The organism is Nocardia carnea NBRC 14403 (assembly GCF_000308515.1).
GTDB lineage: Bacteria > Actinomycetota > Actinomycetes > Mycobacteriales > Mycobacteriaceae > Nocardia > Nocardia carnea.
Window position 1 is genome coordinate 32,869 of record NZ_BAFV01000116.1, and the last position, 22,100, is coordinate 54,968.

Annotated in this window: 23 protein-coding genes; 8 read left to right on the plus strand and 15 right to left on the minus strand. The window is 66.3% G+C overall.

All coding sequences use genetic code 11. The features are described from left to right. Positions 1–5: 5 nt before the first annotated feature. Genes ON22_RS28950 through ON22_RS28995 form a run of 10 tightly spaced genes read right to left on the minus strand, consistent with a single transcriptional unit; the run spans position 6 to position 9,041 of the window. Complete coding sequence (locus tag ON22_RS28950; RefSeq protein WP_051158233.1) at positions 6–701, minus strand: TetR/AcrR family transcriptional regulator; 696 nt, start codon at positions 699–701, stop codon at positions 6–8. A 13-nt stretch (positions 702–714) separates the two neighbouring features. After that, complete coding sequence (locus tag ON22_RS28955) at positions 715–1,149, minus strand: nitroreductase family deazaflavin-dependent oxidoreductase (protein WP_033245512.1); 435 nt, start codon at positions 1,147–1,149, stop codon at positions 715–717. Between the two features lie 30 nt (positions 1,150–1,179). Next, positions 1,180–2,427: a cytochrome P450 gene (locus ON22_RS28960; protein ID WP_033245511.1), complete on the minus strand. Its 1,248-nt coding sequence runs from the start codon at positions 2,425–2,427 to the stop codon at positions 1,180–1,182. A 5-nt stretch (positions 2,428–2,432) separates the two neighbouring features. After that, the gene (locus ON22_RS28965) at positions 2,433–3,212 is read right to left on the minus strand and encodes an SDR family NAD(P)-dependent oxidoreductase (RefSeq protein ID WP_197039693.1); all 780 of its coding nucleotides are present in this window, start codon (positions 3,210–3,212) and stop codon (positions 2,433–2,435) included. A 5-nt stretch (positions 3,213–3,217) separates the two neighbouring features. Next, positions 3,218–3,442, minus strand: a complete 225-nt coding sequence (locus ON22_RS28970) for a ferredoxin (protein ID WP_051158234.1) — start codon at positions 3,440–3,442, stop codon at positions 3,218–3,220. Between the two features lies 1 nt (position 3,443). Further along, a complete protein-coding gene (locus tag ON22_RS28975) occupies positions 3,444–4,652 on the minus strand; it encodes an amidohydrolase family protein (RefSeq protein ID WP_033245509.1) in 1,209 nt (402 codons plus the stop codon). Between the two features lie 28 nt (positions 4,653–4,680). Further along, positions 4,681–6,150, minus strand: a complete 1,470-nt coding sequence (locus ON22_RS28980; protein WP_033245508.1) for an aldehyde dehydrogenase family protein — start codon at positions 6,148–6,150, stop codon at positions 4,681–4,683. Between the two features lie 31 nt (positions 6,151–6,181). Beyond that, entirely contained in the window at positions 6,182–7,378 is a 1,197-nt protein-coding gene (locus tag ON22_RS28985; RefSeq protein WP_033245507.1) for a thiolase family protein, read from the minus strand. After that, positions 7,375–7,809 (minus strand): Zn-ribbon domain-containing OB-fold protein, encoded by a 435-nt coding sequence (locus tag ON22_RS28990; protein ID WP_033245506.1) that lies wholly within the window; start codon positions 7,807–7,809, stop codon positions 7,375–7,377. The genes ON22_RS28985 and ON22_RS28990 overlap by 4 nt, the downstream gene beginning before the upstream one ends. After that, positions 7,806–9,041, minus strand: coding sequence for a CaiB/BaiF CoA transferase family protein (locus ON22_RS28995; protein ID WP_306306622.1), 1,236 nt, complete (start codon positions 9,039–9,041; stop codon positions 7,806–7,808). Before ON22_RS28995 ends, ON22_RS28990 begins: the two co-directional genes overlap by 4 nt. 334 nt (positions 9,042–9,375) lie before the next feature. Here ON22_RS28995 and ON22_RS29000 point away from each other — a divergent pair, with 334 nt between their 5' ends. Both ON22_RS29000 and ON22_RS29005 read left to right on the plus strand, forming a co-directional pair. Further along, complete coding sequence (locus tag ON22_RS29000) at positions 9,376–9,810, plus strand: nuclear transport factor 2 family protein (protein WP_051158235.1); 435 nt, start codon at positions 9,376–9,378, stop codon at positions 9,808–9,810. After that, positions 9,807–10,640, plus strand: a complete 834-nt coding sequence (locus tag ON22_RS29005) for an enoyl-CoA hydratase/isomerase family protein (protein ID WP_033245504.1) — start codon at positions 9,807–9,809, stop codon at positions 10,638–10,640. The genes ON22_RS29000 and ON22_RS29005 overlap by 4 nt, the downstream gene beginning before the upstream one ends. Positions 10,641–10,709: 69 nt before the next feature. Here the strand turns inward: ON22_RS29005 and ON22_RS29010 are convergent, their stop codons facing one another. Continuing rightward, positions 10,710–11,699: an LLM class flavin-dependent oxidoreductase gene (locus tag ON22_RS29010; RefSeq protein ID WP_033245503.1), complete on the minus strand. Its 990-nt coding sequence runs from the start codon at positions 11,697–11,699 to the stop codon at positions 10,710–10,712. 88 nt (positions 11,700–11,787) lie between these two features. Next, positions 11,788–12,744: a LysR family transcriptional regulator gene (locus tag ON22_RS29015; protein ID WP_033245502.1), complete on the minus strand. Its 957-nt coding sequence runs from the start codon at positions 12,742–12,744 to the stop codon at positions 11,788–11,790. A gap of 61 nt (positions 12,745–12,805) precedes the next feature. On the opposite strand from ON22_RS29015, the gene ON22_RS29020 reads away from it, so the two are divergent. Further along, on the plus strand, positions 12,806–13,216 hold the full coding sequence (locus ON22_RS29020) for a DUF5997 family protein (protein ID WP_033245758.1): 411 nt from the start codon (positions 12,806–12,808) through the stop codon (positions 13,214–13,216). On the opposite strand, the gene ON22_RS29025 is transcribed toward ON22_RS29020, so the two are convergent. Further along, positions 13,213–13,914 carry a YwaF family protein gene (locus tag ON22_RS29025; RefSeq protein ID WP_033245501.1) on the minus strand — a complete coding sequence of 234 codons (702 nt, stop codon included), beginning with the start codon at positions 13,912–13,914 and terminating at the stop codon, positions 13,213–13,215. The two genes, ON22_RS29020 and ON22_RS29025, sit on opposite strands and share 4 nt — an antisense overlap. Before the next feature lie 101 nt (positions 13,915–14,015). Beyond that, entirely contained in the window at positions 14,016–14,615 is a 600-nt protein-coding gene (locus ON22_RS29030; protein ID WP_033245500.1) for a TetR/AcrR family transcriptional regulator, read from the minus strand. 183 nt (positions 14,616–14,798) lie between these two features. Here ON22_RS29030 and ON22_RS29035 point away from each other — a divergent pair, with 183 nt between their 5' ends. The 4 genes from ON22_RS29035 (at position 14,799) to ON22_RS29050 (ending at position 18,532) form a co-directional block, all read left to right on the plus strand. Further along, a complete protein-coding gene (locus tag ON22_RS29035) occupies positions 14,799–16,025 on the plus strand; it encodes an alkane 1-monooxygenase (protein WP_033245499.1) in 1,227 nt (408 codons plus the stop codon). Further along, positions 16,025–16,204, plus strand: coding sequence for a rubredoxin (locus ON22_RS29040; RefSeq protein WP_033245498.1), 180 nt, complete (start codon positions 16,025–16,027; stop codon positions 16,202–16,204). Before ON22_RS29035 ends, ON22_RS29040 begins: the two co-directional genes overlap by 1 nt. A gap of 1 nt (position 16,205) precedes the next feature. Further along, positions 16,206–16,391 carry a rubredoxin gene (locus ON22_RS29045; protein WP_033245497.1) on the plus strand — a complete coding sequence of 62 codons (186 nt, stop codon included), beginning with the start codon at positions 16,206–16,208 and terminating at the stop codon, positions 16,389–16,391. A 542-nt stretch (positions 16,392–16,933) separates the two neighbouring features. Next, complete coding sequence (locus tag ON22_RS29050) at positions 16,934–18,532, plus strand: flavin-containing monooxygenase (protein WP_269322837.1); 1,599 nt, start codon at positions 16,934–16,936, stop codon at positions 18,530–18,532. A 70-nt stretch (positions 18,533–18,602) separates the two neighbouring features. On the opposite strand, the gene ON22_RS29055 is transcribed toward ON22_RS29050, so the two are convergent. After that, complete coding sequence (locus ON22_RS29055) at positions 18,603–19,844, minus strand: cytochrome P450 family protein (protein WP_033245496.1); 1,242 nt, start codon at positions 19,842–19,844, stop codon at positions 18,603–18,605. A gap of 453 nt (positions 19,845–20,297) precedes the next feature. On the opposite strand from ON22_RS29055, the gene ON22_RS29060 reads away from it, so the two are divergent. Then, positions 20,298–21,737: an FAD-dependent oxidoreductase gene (locus ON22_RS29060; RefSeq protein ID WP_033245495.1), complete on the plus strand. Its 1,440-nt coding sequence runs from the start codon at positions 20,298–20,300 to the stop codon at positions 21,735–21,737. Positions 21,738–22,100: the final 363 nt, after the last annotated feature.

Here is a 22,100-nt window from a genome sequence, read left to right on the forward strand (position 1 = left end):
CCCCGTTATTCATCAGGTGGACGACCGCCGAAAGCGGTCGAACAGAATGTCCACAATTGTTCGGTGACGGCTTCGATGTTCTCGCGCGGCGCATACGCGAAATGGTGGTAGACCGACATCACCAGGTTCACCGCCAGCCAGGCATCGGCGGCCGGATCGTTCGGGCGCAACAGTCCCGATTCGGCCGCGGCCCGCAACTCCTTCTCGAGCAATGCGGCGAAAGGTCCGTTGACCTGCGCCATTTCCTCCGGAAAAATTTGGTAGAGGCGCCAGTGTTCGGCCGTGATGAATTGTCGTGCGGTGCCGCTCTCGTCGGTTCGTAGCGATCGCAACGCTGCGAGGATGTAGAAACGCAGGCGCGCCACCGGATCCGGTAACTTGCTCGCCGCCGCCGCCATTTCGGCCATCCGGTCGGCGATCACATCTTCGAGGACGGCGAGAAGGAGATGGTCTTTACTGGGGAAATGCCGGTAGAAGGTCTGCAGGGCGATCCCCGCCTCCTTCGACAATTCCTGCGTTGTGAAAGCGGACCCCTTGACCTCGATCAACCGCTGCGCGGCCGCGACGATCCCCTGCGCCTGCTCGATGGTGCGGGCCCGCGAGCGCCGGACCGACTGCGATTGATCCGCGGCCCGGTCGGCCCATCCGGGCGGCGAAGTGCTCGGGGCGTCGGGTCGGGCGGACCTCTTGTGTGTCGACACGCCTGAAGTCCTATCACGACGGGCTGAGCACGACGAGCGGGATGACGCGGCTGGTACGGGTCTGATAGACGTCGTAGTTCGGCCAGTATTCCGTGGCCAGCCCCCACAGGCGCGGCCGTTCGGCCGTGGTCGCGGTGCGCGCCGTCACCCGGAACCGCTGCGCTTTGACCTGGATCACCGCCTCGGGATTCGCTCGCAGATTCAGATACCAGGCCGGATGCTTCGCGGCGCCGCCGGCCGAGGCCACGACCAGGTAATCTGCGCCGTCTCGGCCGTAGATCAGCGCCGAGGTGCGAGACCGGCCGGTTTTCCGGCCGGTGGTTGTGAGCAGCAGGATATGGGTGCCGTTCCATTCGTATCCGACTTCGCCGTCTGTTTCCTCGTATCTGGCGACGTGGGGGGCGCCGACCAGGCTGAGGTCGGGCGGCCGGTAACCGGGTTCGTTCATCGACTTCCTCCTCTTTCGGGACCGATCGGCTCAGCCGAAAACCACCGGTATCTCGGTCGGTCCGCGCTCGTACATTCCGATGAAACGGGTGGGTTCGGCGTCGGGATCGGCCCGCAGATTCGGCAGCCGGTCGAGCAGGGCGCCGATCCCGGTCATCATTTCGGCCTTCGCGACATGCATGCCCAAACAGGCGTGAGCTCCGCCGCCGAAGGCGAAGGAGGGCCGCAATCGCCGGGTGATGTCGTATTCGTCCGGATCATCCCAGCGTGCGGGGTCCCGGTTCGCCGCCCCGATACACAGGTGCAGGACCGATCCCGCGGGTAGCGGCACGCCCTGCAATTCGGTGTCCCGGGTGACGTACCGGGAGAACATCGGATCGGTCGGGGTCCAGCGCAGCGCCTCGTCGATGGCCGGCCGCAGCAGCGATCGGTCCGCCGCGACCGCCGCGAGCACCTCCGGCCGCTGTAGCAGCGCCGTGAGCGTGATCCCCATCTGTTTCCAGGTGGTGCCGGATCCGGCGGCCAGCAGCAGCACCACGAAGGAGTGGATCTCGGCGTCGGTGAGCCGCTGTGTGGTGCCGTCCTCACCCGTCAGTTCTGCTTCGACCAGCACACTGATGAGGTCCTCGCCCGGTGCCTTCCGGCGCTGCGCGACGATCGGCCGGATCAGCTCCACCACGGCGTCCGGCCGGCCGAGTGCCGCCCGGAACTCCAGGGCCTGCTCGACCGGGACACCGAAGCTACCGGTGATCGTCAGCACCGGGATGGCCGCGCAGAAATCGACGTTCAGTTCGGCGCGGCCGTCGGCGGCGAAGCCGTCGATCAACTGATGGACGGTCTGCTCGATCCAATTACGTATCCACCATTCGGCCTTCGCGGGAACGAAAGACGGCTGGACGAGTGCCCGGTAACGCCGGTGCTGCGCCCCGTTCATCGAGATCATGCTGTTGAGGGCGTCGAGTCTGCCCGTGTTCGGATCGACCGGTCCCGGCGCGGAGGCGAACACGTCCGGGTTGCGGTAGGCAGTGTCGCAGGCGGCGAAGCCGAAGGCAGAGAAATGTGGGCGGTCGGGCTGCGGTAGTCCGCTGAACACCGCCGGGCCCGGGTATCCGGTCAGCTCGTGCACAGTGCCCGGATGCACCTCGGCTTCGGCGCGCAGCCGATGCCATATCGGGTAGGGATCGTCCCGGTATCCACCGCCGGTCTGGGCCAGGTAGGCACCACGTAGATCGAACAATTCGCGCACGCGGTCGCGATTCAAGGTCGGTGCAGGATTCATTCGATTCACCTCGCCACGTATCCGCCGTCGACCGGAAACAGGACTCCGGTGATATTCGCGGCGCGATCGGATACCAGGAATACGGCTGCCTCCGCGCAATCCTCCGCCGTGATCGGACGCCCGAGCGGATGGTTGGCGGCGGTACTCTCGGCCAGTTTCGCAGTTGTCTCCGCGCTGTTGTCGAGCCCGCCGGCCGCCATGAAACCGGTATAGGGCATTCCGGCCGGGCAGAGAGCATTGGCGCGGATCCCGAAGGGAGCACCCTCGATCGCCACCGCTTTGGTGAGCTGGTGCACGGCACCTTTGGTCGCGGCGTACACCGCGCCGCCCCAGGCGACCAGGCCTGCGACCGACCCCGTGTTGAGGATGACACCGCCACTGCCCTGCCGTTTGAATTGGAGTACGGCATAGGTGCAGCCGAGGAACACCCCGCCGATATTCACCGACACCAGGCGCTGGAAATCCTGGAAGGTGTGGTCCTCGAGCGCGGCACCCAGGCGCGGTGTCGGGATGCCCACATTGTTGAAGACGATATCTACGTGGCCGAACCGGTCGGCGGCGGTGGCGATCATCTCGGCGACATCCCGTTCACGCGTGACATCGGTTTCGACCGCGAAGGCCACTCCGCCGGCGGCTTCGATCCGGCGTGCGGTTTCCTTCGCGTGATCGAACTGGATATCGGCGCACACCACCGAGGCACCTTCCTCGGCGAATCGCTGGGCCGAGGCGGCGCCGACGCCGGAGCCGGCGCCGGTCACCACCGCGGTTTTTCCTTCGAGCAGCACGTGGCTCACCCTTCTCGTTCGACAGTGGCGATATCGGTGATCGCCAGGCTCAGTGCCCCGGTCGGGCAGCTGTCCACGGCCGTGCGGACCTGTTCCACTGGATCTGCCGGCGGCTCGCACAGAACCGCCAGCCCCTCGTCGTCCTGGGTGAAACTGCCCGGTGCGTAGGCCGCACAGACGCCGCAGCCGAGGCAGCGTGTCCGGTCGACAATGACACTCCAGCCCGGCATCTCAACCCGCTGCCCGGACCGGCGGTTCGGCAGGAGTGAACCGGTAGAGGCGCTCGGCGTTGCCGCGCAGAATCTTGTACTGCGTCGCTTCCGGCAGATGGTCGATCTGCTTTTTCACGGCGTCGATGCAGTTCGGCCAGGTGGAATCCGAATGCGGGTAATCGGTTTCGCACATGATGTTGTTCTCGCCGATTTCGGCGATGCTCGCGATACCGTGCGTATCCTCGATGAAACAGCCGAAGATATGGTCGCGGAACGTCTGGCGGATATCGAGGGTGTCCAGGTCGACGCCGTTGCTGCCGGCGTGGTCACCCCAGTTCATTCCCCGTTTCACCCAGTGCCGCTGTTTGTCCAGGACCTGCTCGGCGCGCTCCAGGAAGTACGGCATCCACCCGATCTCACCCTCGGACAGGGCGATCTTGAGATTGGGGAAGCGCTGGAACATCCCGCTGAACAACCAGGACAGCATCGCGCCGGAGGTCCGGGTCGCCCCCCAGGCCAGGTTGGCCAGGAACGGGGCGTCCTTCGAGATCTGCGGAACTGTCGAGGACGAACCGACGTGCATGGAGACGACCAGGTCCAGATCGTTGGCCGCGGCCATCACCGGGTCCCAGTAGCCGCCGGGATCGTGGATCGTCGGCAGGCCCAGCGGTGCGGGGTTCTCCGAGAACGCGAAGGTGGTGGCGCCTTTCGCGGCGCAACGTTCCAGTTCCCGCACGGCCAGCTGCGGATCCCACAGCGGGATCAGGACGAGCGGGATATAGCGGCCCGGTGCCGCGCCGCACCAATCCTCGATCACCCAGTCGTTGTAGGCCTTCAGGCAGACCAGGCCGAATTCGCGATCGCCGGCCTCCATGAACAGCTGGCCGCAGAATCGGGTGATCGTCGGGAAGCAGAGGGAGGCCAGGATTCCGGCCCGGTTCATATCCTCGATCCGCGCGGCCGGGTCGTAACAGCCAGGGCGCATTTCACTGTAGGACAGTGGTTTCGGACTGAATTCCTCCTTCTCCTTACCCGCCACCGCGCTCAGACCGGAACTCGGGAACCGTTTACCGTCGTAGACCCAGCAGTCCACGCCGTTGTCGTCGAATTCCATATGCGGTGCCCGATCTCGGTCAGCGCGCGGGACGCGGTCCACCCACAGGTTCGGGGGTTCGAGAATGTGGTCGTCGACCGAGATCAACCAGTCGAGTGCGAGTTCGGTGGACATGATTACTCCTTCGGGTCGGGACGCTCGCTCACCGGAGTTCGCCGATGACGAGGTGTTTGACTTCTTGGAAGGCCCGGATGCCGTCCGGGCCACGTTCGCGGCCGAGGCCGCTCTGCTTGTAGCCGCCACTGGGGGCGTAGGCGCTGAACAGCGCGGTGTTGACATTCACCGCGCCGGTGCGCAACCGGCGTGCGACTGCCGTGGCGGCGGCGGCATCGACCCCGTACACCTGACCGGACAGTCCGTACGGGGAGTCGTTGGCGATCCGCACGGCGTCGTCGATATCCCGGTAACCCAGGACCGACAGGATCGGGCCGAAGATCTCCTCCTGCGCGGCCGGGTTGCCGTTGTCGGGAACATCGAGCACAGTCGGTTCGAAGTAGTAACCGCGCGGGAAGCCGCTGGGCCGGCCACCGCCCTGTACCACGGTCGCGCCCTTGTCCACGGCGCGCTCGACGATTTTCTCGCACCGCTGCCGTTGCCCGGCACTGATGAGCGGGCCGATCGTGGTCGACGGATCGGCGGGTGCACCGACGACGAGGCCGGCATAGGTCCGGGAGACCAGCTCGAGTACTTCGTCCTTGTGCTCACGGGGTACGAGCATCCGAGTCGCGGCGACGCAGGCCTGTCCGGCGGTACCGCCGATCACGGCCGCGGCGCCGGTCGCGACCTTGCCGACGGCGTCGTCGAGATAGATCTGCGCAGATTTTCCGCCGAGTTCGAGCGCGACCCGTTTCAGCGTGGGCGCTGCCTGCGCCATGATGGTGCGGCCGACCGCGGTCGACCCGGTGAACGACACCATATCCACCGCGGGATGGGTGGTGAGCAATTCCGCGCCGGCGGACGCGGATTCGACCACCACGCTGAGAACGCCACGGGGAAGTCCGGCAGCCTCGGCGGCGGCACCGAAGACCAGCGACGAGATCGGCGTCAAGGGACTCGGCCGCAGAATCACCGAATTACCTGCCATGAGCGCGGGAACGAGCTTCTGCAGCGCCATGATGAACGCCGCGTTGTACGGGGTGATCGCCGCGACGACACCCACCGGCTCATGTCTGCGCAGGCTGAGCGCCACCCGTCCGCGGACGAGTTCTTCGACGGGTACCGGATTCGTTTCCTCGTGCGATAGGGACAGGTAGAGGTCGATCATGCCGCGGGCCATGGCCAGCCCCGAAAGGAATTGGGAGCGTTCGGCGAACATCCGTGGCTGTCCGGCCTCGGCGACCATGGTCGCCACCAACGGCTCCCGCATCGTCTCGAGATACGACAGCAGCGCTCGCAGCACGGCGGCCCGTTCCCCGGCCGGCGCGTCGGCCCACACACCACTGTCGAAGGCGCGCCGTGCCTCGCGTATTGCGCGCTCGATCTCGGGCAGGGGAGTGGCCGGTATCTCGGCGACCCGGGACTCGTCGGCAGGATTTTCGACGGCGAAGGCTTCGTCACCGGTCACGCGATCGCCGGCGATATACGAGCGGTGGTCCGTGAGGATGTTTTCCATGGTTCGGGCTCCTGTTGCCGCGGCGTGCGTTTCAGCCGGGTTCGGTGGTGTAGGCGACGACGCCGCCGTAATGGGGCGAAGACTGACAGGCCAAGGCGGTGGTCACGCCGGCACGTGTGCGGTCGCCGGCACGACCGGCCAATTGCAGATAGCACTCCAACATCTGCGGAATGCCGTGCATGCGGCCGTTACCCAGCGCCCCGCCGCCCGACAGCGCCGGTAGACGACCGGGTACATCACTGTCGATACCGCCGTCGCGGACGAAACTGTGTGCCTCCCCGGGCCGGCAGAACCCCAGTGCTTCCAGCCAGAAATAGACGAACGGCGAGAATCCGTCGTAGAGCTGCGGCAGGTCGACCCGGGCGGGGTGTATACCCGTCGCGTCCCGGAGGCGCCGGGCCACGATCTCGCCACCCGCCATGATGTCGTCGAGCGGCCAGTGCAGCGCCGTCCGGTGCGGAGGAGGCGGACTCTGCGCGTAACCGGACACATACACGGGGCGGTGGGGGAGGTCGCGGGCCCGTTCGGCGGAAGTGAGCACGAAGGCAGCGGCCCCGTCCACGGGCAGGTCGCAATCGAAGCGACGCACCGGATCACTGACCATCGGCGCTGCCAGGTATTCGGCTGTGGTGAGCGGTTTTCCGTACCAGTGCGACCACGGGATCCGTGCGCCGTTCTTCCGCGCCTCCACCACGACCGCGGCCAGCGTGCCGGGATCGGCCCGGTACCGGTTCAGGTACTCCCGATAGGGGAAGGCGATCATCGGCAGCGGACCCCCGAATCCCTGCGGTGCGGTCCATTGCTGGGTGCCCGCGGCCGCTGTCATCGGATTGTCGTGGTAGCCACCGGCCGGGTTGTGCAGGGCGCGGTGTACGACGACATAGTCGGCGGCGCCGGTGCTGATCGCGTTCGCCGCCAGTGCTATCGCACCGGGAATCTGGCCGATACCGGTGAACCCGGCGATATACCGGGGCGAACCACCCATCCGCGCCGCCAGCCAGTCCGCCGATACCGCACTCACCCCGTCGGTGACACGGTGACCACCGGCGGTCGGGAACAGTGCCGAGGTGACGAATCCGTCGATCTGTTCCGGCCGCAACCCGGCGTCCGCGACCGCCGCCCGCGCCACCTCGACGGTGAGAGCGCCGAGTGGACGTTCGCTGCGGCGGCGAATGCTGCTGTGCGCGTAGCCGGCGACAGCGACGTGCCCGCGGAACTTGCCGGTCACGACGATCCCCCAGGGGCCAGGGCGAAGGCCGGGACCGCTGTTCCCGGCGCGATATCCTCGAACGCCGCCCGCACCGGCATCCCGTCGCGCAGGACGGTATCGGGGTCGTCGAGGAGCCGGCCGATCATCCGCAATCCGGCCTGTTCGGCCAATTCGACATCGACCAGCAGATAGGGCACGTCGCGGGCGAAGCCGGCCAGCGACGCCCGGTGCACCACCGTCCAGGACCGTACGACACCCCGGCCACTGACACGTTCGAAGCGGAATACGGGATCGGCGGTGCCGCAGTGGGAACAGATCGCATCGGGCGGTATCTCGAAGCGGTCGCACCGGGCGCAGCGGGCGATCGCGAGTTCATGCCGTGCCGCCGCGGCCCAGTACGGCGCCGAACGGGCGTCGGGGACAGGGAGCGGCCTAGTGGGCGTCGTCACGGGACCACCCCGGCATCCTGGAGTTCGGCGATATCGCTCCACGAATACCCCAGTTCCAGCAGCAGGTCCTCGGTGTGTTCACCGTGTTCCGGTGCCCGCCGCATGACCGGGGGCTGCTCGTCGAATTGCACCGGTCCGGTGGGGAGCCGGTACGCCGGGCCGGTTCCGGTGTCGACGTTCCCGAGATAGTCGTTGGCCAGTACTTGAGGATCCTCGAGGAGTTCGCCGACCGACTGCACGGGGGCCCACGGCGCGTCCAGCCGCGACAGCAACTGTTTCCACTCCTCGAAGGTGCGGCGCGCGAATTCCGCGTCGAGTTCGGCCACGCATTCCGCGCGGTGCGCCGCTCGCGCCGCCATATCGGCGAAGCGCGGATCGTCCCGCAGATCGGCGCGCTGCACGAGATCGCAGAACTGCACCCAATACCGGTCGGCCTGGAGGAAGACGAGCTGGATATGGCGGCCGTCCTTGGTGCGATAGGAACCGACCAGGGGATTGGGCGAAGCACCGCGCCCGGTCACCACGACGGGGGAGTTGCCCGCCAATGCCGCGAGTACATCGGAGGACAGCATCCACATCGCGGTCGCGAGCAGTGACACATCGACCACCGACCCGCGACCGGTGCGCTCCCGCCGCAACAGCGCGGCCGCCATCGCGAAACCCAATGCCATCGCGCCGTTGCGGTCACCCATCGCGCCGCGCTGGCTGATCGGATACTCGCGGTCGGTCGGTGTCAGAACATAGGCGGGGCCACCCTGCGCCCAGAACGCCGAGGAATCGTAGCCCGGTTTATCGGCCTCGGGCCCGCGGACGCCGTAGCCGTGACCGCGGGCGTAGACGAGACGCGGGAACCGCCGCGTGAGTTGTCCGGCATCGAGTCCCAGCCGGCGGAGCGCCCCGGGCCGGAAATTCGTGAGGAAGACATCGGCCGTCGCGAGCAGTTCGTCGAGCAACTCCCGGCCCCGGTCGGTCTGCAGATCCAGCGAGACCGAGCGTTTTCCCCGGTTGGCCAGGGCCACCGACAGATTCACTCCGCCGCTGTCGGAGCCGATGCCCTGGGTGGCGAGGTTGCGGTAGGGGTCGCCGTCGGGGCGCTCGACCCGGATGACATCCGCTCCCCAGTCCGCCAGCAGTGCCCCGGCCACCGGGACGAAGACCCACTGCGCGAGCTCCACCACGCGGATCCCGCTGAACGCGTCGTTGTCCATCGCTGCCTCCGCATGTAGAACCACAGTCTACTTGAGTGTAGAACGCAGTTCTCTTTTGTGGAGCAGAATGAAGAGCTTCCGGAGAAATGATGCTCTGGGGGTACTGCGGTGGAGGTTCGAACATCCACCTGTGTCGTCTGGGTCCCCGGTCCGATGTGGCCGCGCCGGGTGGTGCTCGCCCGGTGTGTCTCGCGGTGTTTCGTGAATCCCCTGAGTTGGCTCATCCGATCGCATACCGTGAAGAATGTAAGTCTCTGATTCGAAGAGGGAGGTTTCCGACTGTGTGCTCGGAGCGAGGCGAACTACTCATGCTCGTCGTACCGGAGTCCCTCGACGCCCAGTCGACCGGAATGCCCGGATGAGCGACGAAACCCAGATCTCGGCACTGCTCTACCGGTACGCCCGCGCCGTCGACACCAAGGACTGGGAGCTGTACCGCTCGGTGTTCACCGCCGACGCCTACATCGACTACTCGTCGGCCGGTGCCGCTGTCGGCAGCCGCGACGAGGTCGTCGACTGGTTCGCCGCGAATCTCGGTGCCTTGCCGTGGAGCATGCACTACATCACCAATATCGAAGTACTCGCGCACGGTCCCGAGACCGCGACCGTGCGCGCCATGTTCTACAACCCCATGCAACTCCCGGGTTCGAGCGAAGTCAGCGCCTGTGGCGGTTACTACCACCACGAACTGGTTCGTACCGCCGACGGTTGGCGCAGCCGGGCGCTGCGCGAGGAGAACGTGTGGTTCACCGGCCGCGGCCAGGGCAGTTCGGCTCCGAAGGAGAACCGATGACCGAAACCGTCGAAACAACACAGCATCCGAGACCTCCCGAGGGCGACTGGCTGGGTACGAAGTTCCTGCGGTTCGATCGCGAAGGCCCGTTCGGAGTCTGCACCCTCGACCGGCCCGAGGCGCGCAATGCGATGACACCGGCAATGTACTTCGGCATCAAATACGCGGTCACGCACGTGGGTTCCGATCCCGACCTGGCCGGTTTGTTGATCACCGGCACCGGCGATGTCTTCGCTCCCGGCGGCGATATGGGCGGTGGTGGTGGCGACAACTGGATGACCTTCGGTCGCGCACTGGGTATGGACGCGCTGCCCTTCGACACGTTGCGTCAATCGGCAAAACCCGTGGTGGCCGCTGTCAACGGGTTGTGCCAGGGTGGTGGCCTCCAGATCGCCTTGTGCGCGGATATGGCCGTCGTCAGCGACAGGGCCACTTTCCGGGTCCCCGAGCTCTACCGCGGGATTGCGGACACGTACTACAGCCATATGCTGGCCCGGCTCATCGGACCGGTCCGAACCCGCGACCTGATGTTCACCGGACGCACCCTGTCGGCCCGGGAGGCGCTGGACTGGGGCATGATCGCCCGCGTCGTCCCGCACGACGACCTGCCCGCCGCCGCCCGCGAGGTGCTCGCGCAGTGTTGCCGCACCGCACCGGGCGCCCGCACGGTGATCAAATCCAGTCTGGACAACTACATCGGCCTCTACGACCGCATCGGAATGCAGGCCGGGCTGGGCGCGCCCGAATCGATCGAGGGCTTCCGCGCCTTCAAAGAGCGCCGATCCCCGGACTGGGTGCACCCGGAATTGCGACTCGACGGACGTCTCTAGAGCCTGTCCTGTATTTCATCTATTTCATCGCAGCTCTCCTGGCTGCGATGACCTGGCACCGGATGGTGGTCAGAACCAGTGGTCGGCGAGCAATTCCAGGGAACGCTGCCGCACCGCGGGGTCATAGGCGTAGGTGACGGTGATGAGTTCGTCGGCGCCGGTGCGCTCGACGAACTCCGCCAGTTCCCGCACGACCGTCTGCGGCGCACCGACCGCCTTGATGCGCAGCATCGCGTGATCACGGCCGCCCTGTGCGGCAATCTGTTCCGGGTCGACGGGTGGCTGGAGCTTGCGGCGCCGGCCGCTGTGGAGATCGAGGAACATCTGCTCCAGCGTGGTGAACTCGCGCTCGGCGTCGGCGTCCGTCGGCGCCACCATGACGTTGATGCCCGCCATCAGGTACGGCTCGGTGATCTGCGCGGTGGGCGCGGAATCGGAGAATGTGTCCCGGTAGACCTGGACGGCCTCGTCCAATTGATCGGGCGCGAAGTGCGAGGCGAGAGCGAACGGTAGGCCGAGCTGACCGGCGATGGAGGCTCCGTTGACGGTCGAACCCAGGACCCAGATGGGGACCTCGGTGCCCGCGGAGACAGCCGAAACGATCGGGGCACTCCGGGCGGTTCCGTCCGCGCCGAACCAGCCCTGCAGATCGTAGATGTTCTCCGCGAAAGCCTGCGGTTCGCTGGAGGACCGGCTCAGCGCACGAGCGGTCATCATATCCGTGCCCGGGGCCCGGCCCAGACCCAGATCGATCCGGTCGCCGTACATATTGGCGAGGGTCCCGTACTGCTCGGCAACCATCAGTGGCGCATGGTTGGGGAACATCACACCGCCGGAGCCCACCCGGATCCGTTCGGTCACCGAGGCCGCTTGTGCGATCAGCAGCGAAGTGGCGCTGGCGGCGAGGTTGGCGGTGTTGTGATGCTCGGCGAACCAGAGCCGGCGGTAGCCGAGCCGATCTGCTGTCCGGGCGGCGTCCATCGAAGCGGCAATACCGTCGCGGGCCGTCGAGCCTTCGGGGATGGAGACAAGATCGAGAATGCTCAATGGCACGGACACTGGCGCGGCTTCCTCACGTTGACGACGTTGAATGTTGCCATGTCAACCATCGGGACCCGGGGTTGTATTCCGCGATCCGGCCGGGGCCCTAGCGTCTGCGCCCGCGGGCCGGCTTCTTTCCGGAGGGTGCCGGCTTCTTCTTGGACGGGCCCGGTTTCTTCGCCGGGCGCGGTCCCTTCCCCGTGGGCTGCGGCTTCCGCTGTTCCGGTTCGGTGCGCTTTCCGGCGGGTGACCGGGAGCTGTGCTCCGAGCGGCCGCGTACTACGCCGACGAACTCCTCCACCGAATCGGTCGTCCGGTCCGAGAGCCAGGCCAGGGCGATTTCGGTATCGCCGGTATCGGTCACCGTGCGGTAGATGAGGTCGCGCCGGTGGTGCAGGCGGGCGATCGAATGAGGCACGATGGCGACGCCGACTCCGGCGGCGACGAGTTCGAGGGCGCCTTTGACCGCGTCGATATCGGCGGTGTCCTGCAGGCGCTCGTCCGCGAGATCGGCCAGGGCGACCTCCTCGAACAGTGAGATCTCGTGATCCTTGGGGGCCACGACAACGGGCAGCTCGCGGTAGAGCGGGATCGCGTTCATACCCGCCCGGTCGATCGGCAGGCGGACGAAGCACATATCGACGCGGCCTTCGCGCAGCGCCGCCTCCTGGTCGGCCTGGGCAAGGGCGACCAGGTCGAGCGGGGTATCCGGAAACCGCCGGCCCCAGATCCGCTCCCATTTGGTGACGGTGACGCCGGGTACGAACCCGACGCGCAGCGTGGCGGGGGGAGTGGCCGCTGTGTCGTCTGCCGCGTTCTCGCTACCCGCGATGATGTCGCGCGCTTCCCGCAACAGTTCCTGTCCGGCATCGGTCAGCTGGGTCGGCTGGGCGCCGGGTACGAACAGTTTCGTACCGAGTTCGGTCTCCAGTTCGATGACGGTGTGGCTGAGCTTCTGGCGGGAGATATGCAATGCCTTCGCGGCGCGTGCGAAATGCAGTTCCTCCGCGACTGCGGTGAACCAGCGCAGACGCTGCACATCGATCGAGGAGAACCGGCTCATACCGGCAAGCGTATGGCACCGCGGAGTCCGGACCGGCTCGGCGGCCCGATACGCTGTGGCGGTGAGCCTGGACAAGAAACCGCAGATGATGAAGCCGCTGACCGCGGCGAACAAGCTCGGCATCTATCTTCCGGCGGCTCCCGAAGAGTTCCGCAACCGCCCGATCTCCCGGGCCGAGCTGGAAGAGCTCCGGACGAACCCGCCGCAGTGGCTCACCGATCTGCGCCGCACCGGCCCGTTCCCGCGTGACATCGTGGCCCGCAAGCTCGGTATCTCCAACAGTGGCCTGACCCGGGCGGGAGTGTCGGACTCGCTCACCGCCGACGAGATCGCCGCGTTCCTCGCGGATCCGCCGGAGTGGCTGATCCGCGAACGCGAAAGTTATGCCGCTGTGCGCGCCGAAGAGGAGCGGGTGCAGGCCAAGGAAGCCGAACGCCGCGCGGCGACCAACCGGGCGGCGAAGGGCTACTAGCGCGCCGCGCGGCGGACGCGAACCCAAGGCCAGGTCATCAGCGCCCATACGATGAGTAGCAGGACGGCGACGGTACCCAGGTACCAGGGCCACGGTCCGAGCACATCGAGCAGCGATGGGGTCCCGGGTTTCCGGTTGACGAACCCGTAATTGGTGCCGGCGAGGGAGTTGAAGACGAAGGTCACCCCGACCCATGCCACGGTGGCGGCCACGGCGAACCGATAGCTGCGCCAGTCCGGGTGCATACCCACGCCCCAGGTGAGGTATATCGCCGCCCAGACGACGAGCAGGTGGATCGCCCAGAACGCCAGGAACTCGTACTGCGGGAAATCGGGACTCTCGAGTGCCGGCGACACGAGTGCCTGCGTACTCAACGTCAGGCACCAGTAGTAGGTCAGCGCGTACGCCCAGCGTCGATGCGACCACAATGCGTAGCCGGCCGTGAGGGTCGCCAGATCGGTCAGGCGCAGCGGAACCGAGCGTTCGACGGCCGGGGGAAACATCAGGAACAGGTAGATCACCAGATACAGAACCAAGGTCACCGCACCGAATGCCCGGCTGAAGCGGCGTGCCGTCGCAGTATTGCGTTGCCTGCGCCCGAGCAGTACGACCGCCACTGCGCCCGCGGCGAATACGACGAGCACGATCCAGTGCGACAGTCCGTACGCGGAGAACTCCCTCGCCGTCGATGGCTGCACGCCTGGTCACTCTAATGGGGCAGCACGGTTTCGCCTTCCACATCGGCGCCGCCGCTGCCGGGGTGTGTCCGTCGCCCGGCGCCGGTGACCAGCGGCCGGGATCAGGTGCTCAGCAAGGTCCGGGCGACGAGGGTGATCTGCTGTACGGCACGGTCGCTGGTGCCGGTGGGCTGGAACAGGTGGCTCAGGGCGAGGCGGACGATCGCTTCCACTCTGGTGCCCAGATCGTCGTCGGCGAAGTTCTCGAGCCCGTACTGGGCCCGCACGATGGCGGTGAATGCGGCGGAAGCGCGGCCGAGGACGGGTTCCGGTTCGGTCATCAGTGTGGGCAGCAGCGCGGTGTCGGCGCCGGAGCGGCCCGCCAGAACGACTTTGAGCAGGGTGTTGTCGGCCGCCGCGCGCAATAGGTAATCGGCCGCGGCGGTGATCCCGGCAAGCAGGTCGTGGGGTTCGGTGGCGACGGTTTCGGTGACGCCGGCGAGGAAAGTGTCGAGCTCGGCGGCGACGACGACCTCTGCCAGTTCCTGTTTGGTGCCGATCTCCTTGTAGAGCACGGGCCGGCTCACACCGACTTCCTTGGCGATGCGGGACATGTTCACCGCTCCCCAGCCTTCGGTGCAGGCCAGCCGGCGTGCGCTGTCGATGATGCGCGCACGCAACAGGACGCGCATTTCGCTGTGGAAGTTCGGGGCGTCGGCCACGGCAGCCAGCCTACACTGCGCGGTCGCATGACCCATCGTTGACAATTCTGCCGATGGTGTCTGTAATGAATACACTTTATTGGAAAGTGTAAACAGTCGAGGTGGGTGGCTGCCCCGCTATCGGCCGGTCCGGTGGTCGCGATCGGCGGGTGCCGGTACCCGGGAAGACGAGGAGGGGCGACGATGACGACGTCCGCAAAACAACATTCCCCCGATGCGGAAACCACGCCCTGGCGCGACCGCAAACGCTATCTGTGGCTACTCGGACTGGTCGCGCCCACAGCGCTCCTGCTCGCCGCGGCACTGGTGTGGACGTTCAACCAGCTGGGCTGGCAACCGGTGGCACCCGTGTGGTGGTGGATCGGCCCGCTGCTGGTTTACGTGCTGTTGCCGATACTGGACCAGTTCTTCGGCCCGGACGGTCAGAACCCGCCGGATGAGGCGATGGAGCAATTGGAGCACGACCGGTACTACCGCTACTGTGTCTACGCCTTCATCCCGTTCCAGCTGATCAGCCTCGTCTTCGCCGCATACCTGTGGACCGCGGCGGATCTGTCGTGGCTGGGCATCGACGGTGGACTCGGGTTGTGGTCGCAGATCGGGGTCGCGCTGACGGTCGGGGCGATGGGCGGCGTCGGCATCAACACCGCCCACGAACTCGGTCACAAAAAACAAACACTCGAACGCTGGTTGTCGAAGATCACGCTGGCGCAGACCGGGTACGGGCACTTCTACATCGAACACAACCGCGGCCACCACGTCCGGGTCGCCACACCCGAAGATCCGGCCAGTGCCCGGTTCGCCGAATCCTTCTGGACCTTCCTGCCTCGCAGCGTATGGGGAAGCCTGCGGTCGGCGTGGTCATTGGAGCGAACCCGGTTGCGGCGTATGGGCAAAGGTCCGTGGACCCTGCGTAACGATGTCCTGAACGCCTGGTCGATGACCGTGCTGCTGTGGGGTGGGCTGGCCGTGGTGTTCGGTCCGGGCATCCTGCCCTTCTTGCTGATCCAGGCCGTCTACGGATTTTCGCTGCTGGAAACGGTGAACTATCTCGAGCATTACGGACTGCTCCGGCAGCGCACCGCCTCGGGCCGCTACGAACGCTGTACCCCGGAGCACAGCTGGAACTCCGACCATATCGTCACCAATATCTTCCTCTACCACCTGCAGCGGCACAGCGACCACCACGCGAACCCCACTCGCCGCTACCAGACCCTGCGCAGTATGGACGGCGCCCCCAACCTGCCGAGCGGTTACGCGAGCATGATCACCCTGGCCTACTTCCCGCCGCTGTGGCGGCGGGTGATGGACCACCGGGTCCTGGACCATTACCGCGGCGATATCACCAGGGTGAACATCCAGCCCGGCAAACGCGACCGCGTGCTTGCCGAATACGGGAGCGCGAGCTGATGGCCGCCTACCTCTGCCCGGTCTGCGACTACCGCTACGACGAGGGCACCGGCGCGCCCCGGGAAGGATTCCCGGCGGGAACGGCGTGGTCGGCGATTCCCGGCGATTGGTGCTGCCCCGATTGCGGAGTGCGGGAGAAACCGGACTTCGAACCCGTCGACCTGCCGGAAGGACGCTGATATGACCACCGGATACAAGCTCTTCCAATGCGTGCAATGCGGTTTCGAATACGACGAGGAACTGGGCTGGCCCGCGGACGGTATCGCGCCCGGAACCCGGTGGGAGGATATCCCCGACGACTGGTCGTGCCCGGATTGCGGTGCGGCGAAAAGCGATTTCTTCATGGTGGAGGTCAGCCGCCCCTGACGATCGTCGCTGACTGCTCGCGTCGAGGCGCGCGAGATCATCCGGCGAGATGGGCCCCGGTCCCTGGTGGATCGGGGCCCATCGCTGTCGGTGGATTCGATTGTCGTGCAAAAGCAGTCGTGGGGGCGGTATCGGCAGGTAGCATCCAGCGGCGGCCGGCGATCGGGCTGCCCGCGCGTTTACGTTGTCCGGCAGGAGGGTTCGAGCAGTGAGATCGAAATACCAACGGGCACAATGACGTCCCGCCGAGGCGAAGCCTGTACCGGTCTGGAAAACTGAAGCGCGGCGAGTCTCGTCCGCGCACCGATGGGCTCGTGATATCGACCGAGCTGCAGCGACAGGAGGAGGGGGATGAATCTCTGCGGCGTCATCGCCGGAAATGGCCGGCGGCATCACGTCCGGATCTTCCCGCGACCGGACAACTGCCGGCTCGGCACGTAGTTGAACCGAACCGCTGTGACCCTCCCACGGCGACTCATCGAAAGGCAGGTCCCACGATGACCACGACCTCGGAGCGTTCCGCATCCTCGACCGGGCAGGAGGTGCGCGAGATCGACGCAGTCGTCGTCGGAGCCGGATTCGCCGGCCTTCACATGCTGCACAAGTTACGTGGACTCGGACTTTCGGTGCAGGTGTACGAAGCGGGCGACGGGCTCGGCGGTACGTGGTACTGGAACCGCTATCCGGGCGCACGCGTCGATGTGAAAAGCATGTACTACAACTACTCCTTCGATCCCGAGCTCGAGCAGGAGTGGGAGTGGACGGAGAAGTTGCCGCCGCAGCCGGAACTGCTTCGCTACATCAATCACGTCGCGGACCGTTTCGATCTGCGTAAGGACGTGCAGCTACGCACCCGGGTCACCGATGCGGTCTACGACGAGTCCGCCGCGCGATGGCGGGTCACGACCGATCGGGGCGAGGTCGTCTCGGCGCGGTTCGCGATCATGGCGACAGGCTGCCTGTCGGTGCCGAAAATGGTGGAAATACCGGGTATCGAGAAGTTCCGGGGCCGCAGCTTCCACACCGGCAACTGGCCCGAACAGGACGTGGACTTCACCGGCCGACGGGTCGCGGTGATCGGTACCGGTTCCTCCGGAGTGCAGGTCATTCCGCTCGTGGCCGAAGCGGCCGAGCAGCTCACCGTGTTCCAGCGGACCGCGAACTATGTTCTGCCCGCCGGTAATCACGCCCTCGATCCCGAGTTCCAGCGCGATATCAAGTCGCGCTATCGCGAGGTGCGCAAGGCCAACCGGGAATCGTCGTTCGGCATCGCGCGGCCCGAAGCCACCAAGGGGGCGCTCGAGGTGAGTGAAGAGGAGCGGAATGCCTTCTATCGGGCGGTATGGGAGGACAAGGACAGCGAGCTGGTGAGCATGCTGACCGGATTCACCGACACACTCGCCGACGAAGCCTCCAACGAAACTGCCGCCCAGTTCATCCGCGACCGCATCGCCGAGATCGTGACGGATCCGGCCACCACCGAACTACTCCAGCCCACCGGCCTGTTCGGCGTCAAACGCCCGGTACTGGGCACGAACTACTACGAAACCTTCAACCGCCCCAATGTTCGGCTCGTGGACGTACGCGCGACGCCGCTCACCGAGGTCACCGAGTCCGGACTCGGGACGACACGCGAAAGTTTCGAGTTCGACGACATCATCTACGCCACCGGGTACGACGCGATGACCGGTGCGCTGAACGCGATCGATATCCGCGGCCGCGGTGGTGTGTCGTTGCGGGAGAAGTGGGCCGACGGGCCCGTAACCTACCTCGGTCTCACCGTATCGGGCTTTCCGAACCTTTTCACGGTCACCGGTCCGGGGAGTCCGTCGGTTCTGTCGAACATGATGGTGTCCATCGAACAGCACGTCGACTGGATCGCGGACGCGATCGAAACGATGCGGTCCAAAGGCGTTACGGCCATGGAGGCCCGAACCGGTGCGGAGCAGGAATGGACGCGGCACGTCGACGAAGCCGGCAATATGACGCTCTATCCGAAGGTGGACTCGTGGTACGTGGGTTCGAATGTGCCCGGTAAGCCGAGGGTGATGTACGCATACATCGGCGGTGTCGGAGCGTATCGCGAAAAATGCGAACAGGTCGCCGCCGACGACTACGACGGATTCACTCTGACACAGTGACCGAGGACCTACCCCGGGTGGCGGGCGCCGCACGACGCCCACCACCCGGAGGTAGCCGTACGTACCGCTGTCAGACGAGACGCATCGGCGGGCACGCCGGAAACTGAACCGGTAGAGCGGCCAATGCGCGGTGGAACTGACCCTGCCGCCAAGGTAGTTGCTGCGCAGATCCTTGCGGCTGGATCTCCGGGAGGGCGTCGAGCAGCAGGTCGATGGCCTGCGCGGCGATCGTCTGCGCGAGGGTTTGGGCCGGGCAGCCGTGCGGACCGCCTCCCCATGCGAGGTGCGACCGGTTGCCCTTCCGGTCACCGCCTACGACGGTGGGATCGTTGTTGCACGCGGCCAAGCTGATAACTACCGGTTGATCGGCCGGCAGCCACGTATCGCCGACGAGTTGCGGCTGCCGGGGGTAGCTCACGCACCAGTTCGCCAGCGGCGGATCCTCGAACAGCACCTCGTCGATGGCGTCCCGGGTGGACAGGGCGCCGCTGAGCAGCTGACCCCCGTATTGATCGTCGGTCATCAACAGCAGCAACGTATTGAGGATGAGATTGCAGGTGGGCTCTGTACCCATCGAGAACAGGAGCGCGGCCTGATTCACCATTTCCATGGCATCGAGCCCGTCCGGGTGTTTCAGTAGCTCCGAGGTCAGATCGTCGCCCGGCACGGCCTGCTTCTGCTGGACAACCCCGATCAAAGCCTCGACGAAACGCTGCTGCCCCTCTTCGGCACCCACCCCCTCCATCATCGCCGCCATCCCCTCGTAAGCCGCGGCCGCGGCGTCTTCGGGAAAGCCCATGAGCTCACTCAGGACCCGGAAGGTCAGCGGATACGCGTAGTCCGTGTTCAGGTCCGCGGTGCCGCGCTCGCAGAAGCTGTTGATCAGCACATCGGCGGCCCGGGCAACCGCGTCGTGAACCATGTGCAGGTCGACAGTGTCCAATGCTGCGATGATGGTGCGCCGGTACCGCTCGTGTTCCACACCTGCGGTTCGCAGCGCATTCTGGCGGTAGCCCAGCATCGGCAACATCGGCGAGTCCGCGGGAGCGTTCTTCTCCCATCGCCGTGGGTCGGCGGGGAAATGGAGCTCGTCGTTCAGAATCTGCATGGCCACCTGGTAACCGATCACGAGCGTCGCCGGTACACCCGGAGAAAGCTCGACCGGCACCAACGGGCCGTGCGGTCGCATACTTTCGTAGGCGCGGTGCGGATCGGCCGCGAACGCTGGGCTGTCCAGCCGGAAGTGCGGGCCGGCGGATACCGGCGGCCCGTGCGCGATCGAGGATTCTCCCTGTGGATCTGTAGTGCTCAAAACGTGATTCCCCCGCGCGGTACCGCGTTGTGTCCCCTTCGGCCCGGCGAGGGGCGGCCTGGCATCAGTAGTGTGGGCATGCTGGCGCATACTACCGGGAGTTGTTACATACCAAGCATTTTGGTGAATCGAGTGCTATGGCTCGGTGTGCGCACATGGCTACTGATGAATCCGTGTGCGTCGTTGCGAGCACCGATCCCGTACAGCCGATAATGCCGGCGGCCGTGGTTGTTGCCGCGCGGCGGCTCGGCGCGACCGGCGCAATGCACGCACTCGGCTGCTCCCCTGGCGGATGGGTCGAGTCGCCGGACCGTGCAGCACCGGCATGGTGCATTCGGCACCGTCACGACCGACTCCCACTGAGAGGGATTGTTCGAGCGCGGTAGGCCGGGCCGTCCAGCACCATGAAGGTGGGTGCCGTGCTGAATCACGGTCCGAGGAAAGGAATTCACGATGGGTGCCGTGCGCTTCGATGAGGAATGCGATGTCGTGGTCGTCGGGGTGGGGGCGGCCGGCTCGGCAGCGGCGTTGAGCGCGCACGCGGCGGGGGCGCGGGTCGTGGTGCTCGAGAAGGCGGACGCGGCGACAGCCGGCGGCAATACCCGGGTGTCCGGAGCGGGATGGTTCATCAACCGTGATCCGGAGCGGGCCGCGGTGTTCCTGCGTTCGCTGTGCGGTCCCTATCCTGTGGCCGATGACGTAGTAGAGGCGTGGTCCCGCGAAACGGCGCTGAATTCCGAGTGGCTGCGCGCACTCGGAGCAGAGGTAGGCGCGAGTTCGCAGTACCATACGGAGCCCGAGTACGGCACTCTGGACGGCAGCGATTGCTACGCGGGTATGGACACCGTCGGTGCGCAGATGGGTGAATTCCGGCTCTACGACTTCCTACTCGGCGCTCTCACCGGCGCCGGCATCGACGTGCGTTTCTCGACAGCGGCCGAGGAACTCGTCACCGAGGCCGGAACGGTGACCGGCGTGGAAACGGCCGGCGGGCACCGGATCCGTGCCCGCGGCGGCGTCGTACTGGCGACCGGAGGGTTCGCCGCGAATACCCGGATGGTCCGCGATTACCTCGGGCTGAGCGATGCGCCGATCTGGGGATCGCCGCACTCGACGGGTGACGGCCACCGCATGGCGCAGCGCATCGGCGCCGACCTGTGGCATATGGACAATATGATGACGATCACCGGGGTACGTATCGACGACGGACCGGGCGTGTTCCTCGCCCTCTGGGCCGCCCGCAACTATCTGTTCATCGGTCCGGACGGCCGGCGATTCGTCGATGAAACCGCCGAGAACCGGCACGGTCACATCTCCCGCAACGGCGCTCTCGAACTCTTCCCGCTGCGCCCGTTCCATCTGATCTTCGATGAGCGAATGCGTGCCGCGGGTCCGTTGAGTCCGGCGCGCGAGGTACTTCCGGTGGGTTGGAAGCTGCTGATGGAGAAGTTTTCCTGGAGCGCCGACAACAGCGACGAGATCGCCTCCGGACTGATCCGGCGCGCGGATACGATCGCCGAACTCGCCACGCTCGCCGATGTGGATCCGGCGACCCTGGAACGCACGGTCGTGCGCTACAACAATGCCTGCGAAATAGGCCGCGACGACGGTTTCGGCCGTTCGCCCGCAACGCTCGCGCCGGTATCGGAGCCGCCCTTCTATGTGCTGGACGTCGCGCCCCTGCTCGGTTGGAGCAACGGCGGCCCGCGCCGTGACGGACGGGCCCGAGTCGTGGATGTGGACGGGACTGTGATCGCGGGCCTTTACGCTGCCGGTGAAGTGAGTTCGACGTACAGCTGGGCCAAGGACGGCGGGTTCCATATCGCCGACGCCCTGGCCTTCGGCCGGATCGCGGGTCGTGAGGCTGCGCGCCGGGGCGGCACCATTTCTTGAACGAGGACAGGGTTCGATGCTGCCCGGCGCGCTGGGTCGGGGCAGCATCACCGTCGTCTCTCTCCGGACCGCGGTGCAATCGAGGGTCGTGCCGTGCTAGCCGGCCGCCGCGGCGGCGCCGGCGCCACCGTCGCCGTACCGGACGTGCCTGGGCCCGCGCCCGTTATCGCTGGACGGCTCCGCCCGGTGGGCTCGACGGTTCGGCGCCACCGTGCCGCGGCGACTTTTCGCAGCCGGGGTCTTACCTCCCGGCTACTGGGAGGCCCTCGGGTCGGCTCGCGGGCAATGCTGTTCATTAGGGGAGTGTCGGGAACCGGAAGGAGCCGAGGGTGAGTTCGGAACGAATCGTGGTGGTGACCGGTG